This is a genomic window from bacterium (assembly GCA_040757115.1).
Classification (GTDB): domain Bacteria; phylum UBA9089; class CG2-30-40-21; order CG2-30-40-21; family SBAY01; genus JBFLXS01.
In genome coordinates, this window is the sequence record JBFLYA010000157.1 from 1 (window position 1) to 8,666 (window position 8,666).

Annotated in this window: 10 protein-coding genes, 1 tRNA gene and 1 pseudogene; 3 read left to right on the plus strand and 9 right to left on the minus strand. The window is 34.4% G+C overall.

Annotated elements, in window-relative coordinates; genetic code table 11:
- Positions 1-202: 202 nt before the first annotated feature.
- On the minus strand, positions 203-766 hold the full coding sequence (locus AB1422_13090; GenBank protein ID MEW6620247.1) for a hypothetical protein: 564 nt from the start codon (positions 764-766) through the stop codon (positions 203-205).
- Between the two features lie 193 nt (positions 767-959).
- Here AB1422_13090 and AB1422_13095 point away from each other — a divergent pair, with 193 nt between their 5' ends.
- Positions 960-2,378 (plus strand): ATP-binding protein, encoded by a 1,419-nt coding sequence (locus AB1422_13095; GenBank protein ID MEW6620248.1) that lies wholly within the window; start codon positions 960-962, stop codon positions 2,376-2,378.
- 26 nt (positions 2,379-2,404) lie between these two features.
- Here the strand turns inward: AB1422_13095 and xerD are convergent, their stop codons facing one another.
- The 8 genes and pseudogenes from xerD to AB1422_13135 all read right to left on the minus strand — a co-directional run bounded on the left by xerD (position 2,405) and on the right by AB1422_13135 (position 6,535).
- Positions 2,405-3,304, minus strand: coding sequence for a site-specific tyrosine recombinase XerD (gene xerD / locus AB1422_13100; GenBank protein ID MEW6620249.1), 900 nt, complete (start codon positions 3,302-3,304; stop codon positions 2,405-2,407).
- On the minus strand, positions 3,301-3,915 hold the full coding sequence (locus AB1422_13105; GenBank protein MEW6620250.1) for an MBL fold metallo-hydrolase: 615 nt from the start codon (positions 3,913-3,915) through the stop codon (positions 3,301-3,303). The genes xerD and AB1422_13105 overlap by 4 nt, the downstream gene beginning before the upstream one ends.
- Before the next feature lie 61 nt (positions 3,916-3,976).
- Positions 3,977-4,420, minus strand: a complete 444-nt coding sequence (gene dtd / locus AB1422_13110) for a D-aminoacyl-tRNA deacylase (GenBank protein ID MEW6620251.1) — start codon at positions 4,418-4,420, stop codon at positions 3,977-3,979.
- 2 nt (positions 4,421-4,422) lie between these two features.
- Complete coding sequence (cutA, locus tag AB1422_13115; protein ID MEW6620252.1) at positions 4,423-4,746, minus strand: divalent-cation tolerance protein CutA; 324 nt, start codon at positions 4,744-4,746, stop codon at positions 4,423-4,425.
- Positions 4,747-4,770: 24 nt separating this feature from the next.
- Positions 4,771-4,845, minus strand: a tRNA-Ala gene (locus AB1422_13120).
- 245 nt (positions 4,846-5,090) lie between these two features.
- Complete coding sequence (gene rsfS, locus AB1422_13125) at positions 5,091-5,450, minus strand: ribosome silencing factor (GenBank protein MEW6620253.1); 360 nt, start codon at positions 5,448-5,450, stop codon at positions 5,091-5,093.
- Positions 5,451-5,660: 210 nt separating this feature from the next.
- Positions 5,661-6,263: a bis(5'-nucleosyl)-tetraphosphatase (symmetrical) YqeK gene (gene yqeK / locus AB1422_13130; GenBank protein ID MEW6620254.1), complete on the minus strand. Its 603-nt coding sequence runs from the start codon at positions 6,261-6,263 to the stop codon at positions 5,661-5,663.
- Between the two features lie 158 nt (positions 6,264-6,421).
- Positions 6,422-6,535, minus strand: a pseudogene (locus AB1422_13135) (GxxExxY protein).
- A gap of 353 nt (positions 6,536-6,888) precedes the next feature.
- Here AB1422_13135 and AB1422_13140 point away from each other — a divergent pair.
- Positions 6,889-7,881, plus strand: coding sequence for an RNA ligase (ATP) (locus AB1422_13140; protein MEW6620255.1), 993 nt, complete (start codon positions 6,889-6,891; stop codon positions 7,879-7,881).
- Positions 7,882-7,939: 58 nt separating this feature from the next.
- Complete coding sequence (locus AB1422_13145; protein MEW6620256.1) at positions 7,940-8,515, plus strand: CsgG/HfaB family protein; 576 nt, start codon at positions 7,940-7,942, stop codon at positions 8,513-8,515.
- Positions 8,516-8,666: the final 151 nt, after the last annotated feature.

Sequence of the window (8,666 nt, forward strand, 5' to 3'; positions counted from 1 at the left end):
TGTATTTTGGAATTTGTGATTTGGAATTTTGCCACTCACTCCGCTCTCCTGCAATCTCTAATCTCCCATTCATAGTTTATCCTTGCTTACCTCATCTTGTTACCCAACTTGTGGGTAAGGATTAGATCCCCGCCAGCGGGGGACAACGGCCAATCAATCACTTGAATGGCGACAGAGCACTAGATTAAGACACCACCAAGATTCAGGGTTCAATGACCCAGCCAAAAACTTCTATCTCAGCAACAGGAATATTAATTGCAGAATAAATCTTTAATTTTGAGGTAGTTAAAGGGTTGAATGTTAATGTTATTATATTTTTGCCCTCATTATTAAGACTTCTTAAATTCTCCCATTGTTGATTTACCGGGTCATAATAATGAAAAGAAAATTTGGTATCAATCATCTTTTCCGCCGGTGTTAAATAAACAACCACTTTATCAATTACCCGTGAGTAATGAAAATCCAATTCATACCACAAAGGAACTAAATTACTACCTTGTTTATCCCCATCAATCAAAGAATTATCTGCTATCAAGGCAGTAGTTCTATATTTACTCTGGGCAATATTCTGGTAGGAAACCTTTTTAGCCTCGGTTAATTGTTGTTTAAGATTTGCATTTTCCTCTTTTAAGACTTTGTTTTCTTCCTTAATTTTCTCAACATCTTTTAGTAATTTAAAATCATCTAATACCCCGGCAAAGCCATAGCTTGCAAAAAATAAACTTACTACCACCATATTTGTTCCTGCTAAAAATTTTTTTATCATTTTCTTTACCTCCTGAAGTTCTTTTTCTTAAATTACTTTAATTATATCATAAATATTCTACGGTGTCAATATTTTTAAATTAATGGGTTAGGTAAAAGATAAGAGTTAACATCCTTCAATTCAAATAAAGTATTGACATCCGCTCAAAAATATGTTATTATTTACTCTAAAGTAAGTTACTAAGGAATAATCTATGTTTGTAAATAGAGAAAAAGAACTTGCGGTATTAGAAAAAAGATTTACTTCCAACGAACCAGAGTTTTTAGTCATCTATGGAAGAAGGAGAGTAGGGAAAACAGAGCTTATCAGGCACTTTATTAAAAACAAGCCGCATATTTACTTCTTAGCCGATAAGCGGTCTGAAAAAGAACAATTGGAGCTTTTCTCAACACTTTGTCAGGAATATTTTACCGACCCTTTCCTGAATCTTCAGCCTTTTACCTCCTGGGATTCTGCCTTTGCCTATCTTTCCGGGAAGATTACGGATAGATTTATTTTAGTCTTTGATGAATTTCCTTATTTGGTTGAGACGAATCCATCGCTTCCTTCAATCTTACAACGACATTGGGATACAAACATTAGTCAGGGGAAGATATTTCTTATTCTCTGCGGTTCATCGATGAGTTTTATGGAAAAAGAGGTACTCTCTTACAAAAGCCCTCTCTATGGCAGAAGAACAGGGCAATTCTTAATAAAACCGTTTAACTTCGTTCAAATAAGGAACTTCTTCCCTGAAAAGAGCTTAACAGAATTAGTTGAAATCTCTGCAGTATTTGGCAATATTCCTCAATACCTCAAGTGTGTCTATCCACAACTAAATACATTTGATAATATCAGGGAGAATATACTTAAAGAGGATAAACTACTCTTCAGAGAGGTTCAATTTATCTTAATGGAAGAACTCCGCACTCCACAAAACTACTTTGCCATCCTTAAGGCAATATCTTTTAGTAAGACAAAGGTAAATGAAATAGTCCAATTTACAGGTCTGGAGAGGGGAATGGTTGGAAAATATCTTGATGTTTTGATTGGTTTAGGATTAATAGAAAGAAAGGTTCCGATAACAGAAAAAATTCCCCTTAAATCCAGAAAAGGGATTTATGTTATAAGGGATAATTTCTTTAGATTCTGGTTTAGATTTGTCTATCCCAATCTCTCTTATCTTGAAGAGGCAAGAGAGGATTATGTAATGGATATAATCAGGCGTGATTTTACTACATATCTGGGAGAGACATTTGAAGAGATTGCCAGAGAATACATCTTTTCTCTTTCATTGGATGATAAATTGCCGGCTAAATTTGATAAAATTGGCAGTTTTTGGGACAGCGAAGAAGAGATAGATATTGTTGGCATCAATGAGAAGGAAAAGGCTATTCTCTTTGGCGAATGCAAATGGACAAACAAACCCGTAGATTTGGATGTATATTCTGCTTTACTCAAGAAGAAAGATAGAGTCCTCTGGTATAAGGATGGAAGGAAGGAATATTTTGTGTTGTGTAGTAAGAGTGGATTTACCGATGCGGTGAAAAAACTATCAGAAAAAGAAAGCATCTTATTGATTGATATTGGAGAGACTAAGCCTGACTTTCGCATTTTGAAGAAACAGAGGTAAGAATATCAAGGGGCACCATCTCCTATTTACGCTCTTGGATGATACTTTGCATGAAGTGTCTTCAATCTTGCCTGATGAATATGCGTATAAATTTGTGTTGTCGTAATATTCACATGCCCTAACATCTCCTGAACACTTCGCAAGTCAGCATCATTAGATAATAAATGTGTTGCAAATGAATGACGCAAGGTATGAGGAGAAATTTCCTTCTTTATTCCACACAATCGAGCATATCTTTTGATAATCTTCCACAGTGCCTGTCTTGTTATTCCCTTTCCTCGCCAATTTACAAACAGATTTTCGATGATATTATCATTTTTAACTAAATATGGTCTGGCTTTTTCCAGATATTCTCTCAGGTAAGTTAATGCTGTTTGACCGATAGGCACTATCCTTTCTTTTGAGCCCTTGCCTAAAATATTTGCAAACCCTATTTCTAAATTGACCTGCCCCACATTTAAAAGTATAACCTCTGAAACCCGAGCACCTGTGGCATACATAAATTCTAACATCGCTTTATCTCTTAGACCTAATGGTTGGTTAATATCGGGTTGATTTAATAATGATTCTATCTCTTTATAGGTTAAAAACTTAGGTAATTTACTCACCGCCCATGATTTTGTATATGGAGATTCTAAATAAAGGGTTGGATTATAACTAATTTGTCCCTCGTTCTCCAGAAATCGATAAAATGCCTTAATACTTGCTACCTTTCTACTGATACTTGATGATTTTAAATGATTATTTCTTAGATAGGTAAGATAATTTAAGACATTTATCTCTTTTGAATCAACTGATTGTATGTTATTTTTTTCAAGGAACAAGATATATTGTCCAATATCACTCTCATACGCAAAGCAGGTATTAGGCGATAATCCTCGTTCTATACCCAGATAATTTATAAAATTTTCAACCTTATCTTTCATTGTAAAAATGGGTTAGTTTTTCTTTCCTCTCCAATTGTTGAAATATTCCCATGTCCTGGGTAAATAATCGTTTCATCTTCTAAGATTAAAAGGTGTTGATTAATAGAATCAATTAAGGTTTTATAATCTCCACCAGGAAAATCTGTTCTCCCAATTCCACCAGCAAATAATGTATCGCCAGTAAATATAAATTTATCTCCAGATAAACAAATACCCCCTTGTGTATGACCGGGGGTATGGATGACTTTTAATTTTAAATGACCTGTTTCAATATACTCACCATCTTCTAACAATCTATCTGCCGAAGTAATTATCGGTTCATAAAAAAATGCGGATAGGTTTGAGGAAGAATCAGTCAGCATCACGGCATCTTTTTTATGGATAAGTATTTTTGCGCCCGTAGCATTTTTCAGCTCATTATTACCTGCAATATGGTCACTATGACCATGTGTATTAATAATATAAATGAGTTTAGTTTTTAATTCATTTAATTTATCAAGGATTAGGTAAGCATCCCCACCAGGGTCAATAACAATTGCCTCATTTCCATCTTCTAAAATATAGCAATTACTTTCCATAAAGCCAACAACTAATTTATGTATATTATTCATCCTCTCTACTCTCTCTTCTTTCCTCTTTCCTCTCTCTTCTCTCTTTTCTTCTCTCTACTCTCTACTCCCTACTCCCTACTACCAATGTTACTGGTCCATCATTATGAATATCCACTAACATCATTGCCCCAAATTCACCCTCGGCAACTTTAATATTTGTTTTTTTCATCGTTTCTATAAATTTAATGTATAATTCTCTGGCTAATTCCGGCGGAGCGGCTTGAGTAAAATCAGGTCTTCTGCCTTTACGACAATCACCATATAATGTAAATTGCGAAATAATCAATGCCTGTCCTTTAATATCTAATAACGAGAGATTAAATTTATTCGATTCATCTGCGAATATTCGTAAATTAACAATTTTATTGACTAAATACTCAACATCCTTAATCGTATCCTGATGTGTTATTCCTAATAATATCACTAAGCCGTTATCTATCTTACCAATTATTTTATTATCAACTGATACCGAGGCTTCTTTTACCCGTTGTAGACAAGCACGCATATTTACTTTCCCTTTTTTACTGATTCATTTAGCCATCTTAAATAATCTTCATTCCCGCCAATAATAGGTAAGGCAATTATTTCAGGAACGGTATATGAATGAACCTTTTTGACCATAGTTATTAATTTCTTTAATAGAGATTTTCTTGTCTTAATTATCAACAAACTTTCCGCAGATTTATCTATTTTATTTTCCCACCAGAAGATAGAATGGATATGCGGAATGATATTTACGCAAGCGGCGATTTTATCCTCCACTAATTTATTAGCAATTTTTGTTGCCTCTTCAGTCTGAGGTGTTGTAATTAAAACTACAATATATTTCATTTCTTTCACCGATTACTTTCTTTTTGGTGGAGGTGAGGGGAATTGAACCCCTGACCTCTTCCATGCCAAGGAAGCGCGCTCCCGCTGCGCCACACCCCCACATAAGTAAACGTTGAACGGAGCCTGACGAAAGAAAGAATTTTCTCTGCTCCATAGTCTTAGTGTCGTGTTGAACAAATAACGCACGGAATTTAATTCTGGTAACTGGTGATTGGTAATTGGTAATTAAATACCGTCCGATTGAGCTTATGACGAAGCCATTTAACCAATTACCAGTTACCAGTTATCCGTTTGCAGGTTATGAAATCTGATGATACGCCGTGCAAAACTTACTCAACACCACATTAGCTCCTTGCATTATGCTCTATCACCTTCGCATCTGCCCATAGTCCTTCCAAATCATAGAATTTCCGTGTCTCTTCATAAAATATATGGATAATCACATCACATAAATCTATCAATATCCAATTTCCCCATTCATATCCTTCGATATGGTGAATTTTAAACTTTTCTTTAGTTGCTAATTCATCTATTGCATCCGCAATCGCTCTAATTTGAACATCTGATGTGCCACTGCAAATAACAAAATAATCCGTCATATCCGTTAATTTTTTCATTTCTAAAATAACCACATCATTTGCTTTTTTATTAAGTGCCGCCTCGGCACAATGTAGGGCTATTTTTTTAGCCGATTTTATTGGCAAATTATCATCTCCTTTAAATAAGAGGAACGCTCTCGGATGAAATTAAGCGGTAATTTTATTAGCCTTCGCACACCGCAAATTTTTCCTTCACCCCCACTTTTTAAGTAGAGAGTAGAGAGTAGAAAGTAGGAATTTTGTTTTATTTACTTCCTATTTCCCATTTCTTACTTCCTATTTTTATCCGAGAGGCTTCTAAGAGAAGGTTAAGGTCTATATATCATAATACTTTATCTTATCCTGTAAGGTATTTATCAATTCATTCCTTGCCTCAATGGAACGAGGATGAATACTACCATTGGACTTTAAAATATCAAGAATCTTGAAATTTATTATCCAAAAAGTAACTATTCCCAGCTCTGTTATCGCAATATTTTTTAATCTTTGATATGATTTTTCTTCACCGTTACTTTTCATATACTCCATATAGTCAGCAACATAAACTATTTTCTCCAGAGTAGATGAATTTTTATCTAATGTTGGATGAATTCTGATTGCTCGTAGGATTTCCTTATCTGTAATTCCAAATTTTTCTTGAGCTAACACCATTCCTACGGGAGCGTGCCATAATTGTTTCTCCTTACTCTCCAGTTCATCTAAAATAATTCCATATTTTTTTAAGTAATCTTTTAATAATTCATCCGATAAATCCTTGGCGCAATCATGTAATAAAGCGGCTATCCTTACCTTATGTGGCTCAACAACATAATGTCGGGCTAAAAAAGAGGCTAAATTTTGAGTATTAAGACAATGATTGTATCTTTTTTGAGAAAGAATGTCCTTTAATTTTAACTCAATTTTATCTAACTCTACCAATTTTCTACCTCTTGAAAAATCAGGGATTTTTTTACTTATATGTAATAATAACAGAAAACAGAGAAAAAGTCAACGAAAATTTTATTGTAAGCGGATTGAACGGATTGAGCGGATTTTTGTAACTATTCACCACGAAGAGCACGAAGGGCAGGGAGATGTTACAGAACAAATCTCTTTATGCCTTCTTTCAATCTTTCCACATTGAAATTTATCAATAGACCAACCTTGATATTTGCCAATTTCATATATGTCAATATTTGAGCTTCATGAATTCGATAATTCATCAAATTTCACTTCGTGCTCTCCGTGTCCTTCGTGGTGAATAGTTACGATTTTTTTTATTTCTTTTTCCGCTAAATCCGTTAAATCCGCTTACTAAATCCACCCGTTTACTATTAAAAATCTACTTTCTTAATTTTCTACCTGCACAGGTCGAATTTTTTAGTTGCTTTTTTAAGAAATTAAATGTATAATATGGTTTGTGCCCCACGAAATTAAAAATTGGTAACTGGTAACTAATTATTGGTAATTGGTAACCAATTACCAGTTACCAAATTAACTGGTAACTAATTACCAGTTACCAATTACCAGTTACCAATTACCAAATGAAAGGAGGTAATGAAATATGAGTGAATCTAAAGCCAAAGTAGTTAAATATAAACTAAGAACACATCCCAATGCTGATACCCTATCTATCGCGGATATAGAAGGGGCAACATGGCAAGTAGTTGTTCGCACCTCAGATTTTGCACCAGAAGGGACAGCAATCTATATTCCTGTAGATACAGTTGTGCCAGAAACTCCAGAATTTGAGTTTTTAAGAGATAAAAATTTCCGGGTTAAAGCTATAAGACTTCGAGGAGAATATTCCTATGGTCTCCTGATTCCAAATAAAGATAATTTACCTGTTGGAGAGGATGTAACCGATAAAATTGGGATTAAAAAATATGAACCACCAGTCCCAATCGATATGCAAGGTGAAGTTGTGCCTTATGCTGAGGTAGATTGGATTTGCAAATATACGGATGTAGAACGATATGAGAATTTCCCGTATGTATTTAAAGACGGAGAAGAAATTATTGTTACAGAAAAAATTCATGGCTCAAATTTAAGGGTTTCTAAAAACGGTAATAATCTCTTCGTCGGTGGTCATAACTGGATGTGGAAAGAAGATGAGAGAAATTTATACTGGAAGGCAATTAAACAAAATGGCTATGATAAAATTTTATTAGAAAAATTAGCCGATAAAACGGTTCTCTTTGGCGAGGCCTATGGTAAAAAAGTCCAAAACTTGCAATATGGGCTAAATACACAAAAAATAGTCTTTTATGATGCTTTTTTTGCGGAAAGATATCTTAATTGGGATGAGTTTATCGAATTAATGAAACAGCTGGGGTTAAGTGAACATATTGTTCCTGTCCTTTATCGCGGGGGATATGATTTGAATAAAATTAGAGAATTCGCTCAAGGAAATACATTACTCAGTGGTGACCATTTAAAAGAAGGGGTAATAGTTAAACCTGTTATAGAAAGAATGGACGGTGAATTAGGAAGAGTAATATTAAAGTTTATTAATCCTATGTATGAAACAAGTAAAGATAGAACAGAATTCCATTGAAAAAAGATTGACAATTATTATTTTTGGGCGTATAATTTGGTAATGGAGGTGATAATAGATGAAGAAAATAATTTTGGGATTTTTGATTCTAACTATCGCTGGTTGTGGTCAGGTAAATCCCTATCGAGTAACTAATTTCTTTGTAGATAAAGAGGCAGTATTTGAATTACGCGCTCAACGAATAGCTGTTTTACCTTTTGAAAATACAAGCGGTGATTATTCTGCCGGACCAAAGGTTACTGATGAATTTAATCTACAACTGGGGAAATTGGGGGATTTTGATTTAGTTGAAAGAATAAGAATTGAGGCACTTTATAAAGAACAGGATTTTGACCCAAACCGAATTGACCAGGAAACTGCCGTCAAAATTGGTAAAATGTTAGGTGCTCATGGTGTTATTCTTGGCCAGGTGATTGAATATAGCAAAGGTAAAGTCGGAATTAGTATCAGATTGGTAAATGTAGAAACCGGTAAACAAATCTGGCAGGCAAGAGATACACTTTATGGTGGAGATAGACGGGTGAAGGTATTAGTTGATGGCTTTTGGCAAAAAATGAGATTGAAAAGGGATAAGGAATTTTTAACCCAAATCCTATGCCAATTATTAGCCGAAACCTTTAAAGAAGGCAGATGAATTAAGAAATATGCCTGTAAAATCGGTAACCGTTCAGGCTATATATCAAAAGTGTAAGAAAGGGGATAAGGAGATAAGAGTGATATGGAGATAAGATAATAGAATATAGATTGAAATTTATAGAAATAGGTAGAAATTGATTGTGGAAAAC